This window comes from Novosphingobium sp. MBES04, from assembly GCF_000813185.1.
GTDB lineage: Bacteria > Pseudomonadota > Alphaproteobacteria > Sphingomonadales > Sphingomonadaceae > Novosphingobium > Novosphingobium decolorationis.
Window position 1 is genome coordinate 2385965 of record NZ_DF850488.1, and the last position, 1607, is coordinate 2387571.

The 1607-nt window shown below is 59.6% G+C and carries 1 protein-coding gene and 1 pseudogene; both read left to right on the forward strand.

Translation table 11 applies throughout. The features are described 5' to 3' along the window. A pseudogene (locus tag MBENS4_RS10600) lies at positions 1 to 370 on the forward strand (IS21 family transposase); the annotation flags it as partial. Continuing rightward, a complete protein-coding gene (gene istB / locus MBENS4_RS10605; RefSeq protein ID WP_039390639.1) occupies positions 367 to 1134 on the forward strand; it encodes an IS21-like element ISSsp5 family helper ATPase IstB in 768 nt (255 codons plus the stop codon). The pseudogene MBENS4_RS10600 and the gene istB, both read left to right, overlap by 4 nt. Positions 1135 to 1607 lie beyond the last annotated feature (473 nt).

Genomic DNA, 1607 nt, shown 5'->3' on the forward strand with positions numbered 1-1607 from the left:
GATCGAGCAGAAGATCAACGCATTCGACCAGGCTGCCCCTTTGCAGGGCTGGGATTTGCCCGAAGCGTTCACGACACTGCAGCGGTTGATGGAAGGCCGCATGCACAAGCATGGCAGGCGTGAATATGTACAGGTGCTGCGCCTGCTGGAAACGTTCACCGCCGCCGATCTCCAGGCGGCGGTGGAACAGGCCATTGATCTTGGCGCCATCGGCTTCGATGCCGTCAAGCACCTCGTCCTGTGCCGGGTCGAACGCGTACCGCCCAGGCTGGACCTGGACGTCTATCCCTTCCTGCCACGCATAACGGTCGAGAAGACCTTTGCCAGAGCCTATCTGAGCCTGCTCTCCGACCAGCAGGAGGCCGCATGAGCGATCAGGCCCCGGAGCTTCTTCTCGCTCACAATCTCAAGGCACTCAAGCTGCCTACGTGCCTGCGAGAGCATCACAAGCTCGCGCGGCAATGTGCCGCTGAAGGCGTCGATCACATCCGCTTCCTTGCTCGTCTCGTCGAGATGGAGATGATCGACAGGGAGCGTCGTATGGTCGAGCGGCGCATCAAGGCCGCGCGCTTCCCCGCCGTCAAAAGCCTCGACAGCTTCGACTTCGCCGTCATTCCCAGGCTCAACAAGATGCAGGTGCTCGAGATGGCGCGCTGCGAGTGGATCGAGCGGCGTGAGAACGCCATCGCTCTGGGGCCATCTGGCACCGGAAAGACGCACGTAGCGTTGGGGCTCGGACTGGCAGCATGCCAGAAAGGGCTGTCGGTGGGCTTCACCACTGCGGCGGCGCTGGTCAGCGAAATGATGGAGGCGCGCGACGAGCGGCGTCTCCTGCGCTTCCAGAAGCAGATGGTCGGATACAAACTGCTCATCATCGACGAACTGGGCTTCGTACCGCTCTCCAAGACCGGCGCCGAACTGTTGTTCGAACTGATCTCCCAGCGCTACGAACGCGGCTCCACCTTGATCACCAGCAACCTGCCCTTCGACGAGTGGACCGAAACCTTCGGATCCGAGCGTCTCACCGGCGCGCTCCTTGACCGCCTGACCCATCACGTCAGCATCCTCGAGATGAACGGCGAAAGCTATCGTCTCGCTCACAGCCGGGCCCGTAAAGCCAAAACCAAACCCTGAAAATTACGCCAATGCCGGGGGGAGTGCCCCTCGGGCTACGCCCTCACGCCACTCCCCCCGGCGTGTAACACGATGGCCTGGTTTTACGCCGCCGCATGGCCGACTTTTGCTCCGCCGTTGACACCCGGGTATTGGATCGCCTTGCCATCTGAAAAAAGCAGTCGCTTTGATGGCGCATCCTATCCCCGAGGCGTTTTGGACTGCGCTGCATGACAAGCAATTGCTCAACCTTTCAACCTAACCAATATCATGGATTACGGTTGAGGTGGGGCGGAGGGAATAGATTAGTATGCGCCCTTGTCGGTTGTTGGTAGGCCGAATCTACAGGCTAAGGAGCTGACCGTCTGGTTTTCCTTGTCCACCAAGCTTGGCAGCGGCGCAAAGGGATGAAAAGCTGACATTGGGATTGAGGCCTTTATCCTGTGATCTCAACCAGTCGGTCTGCGAGACATCATGTCGAAAATACAACGATT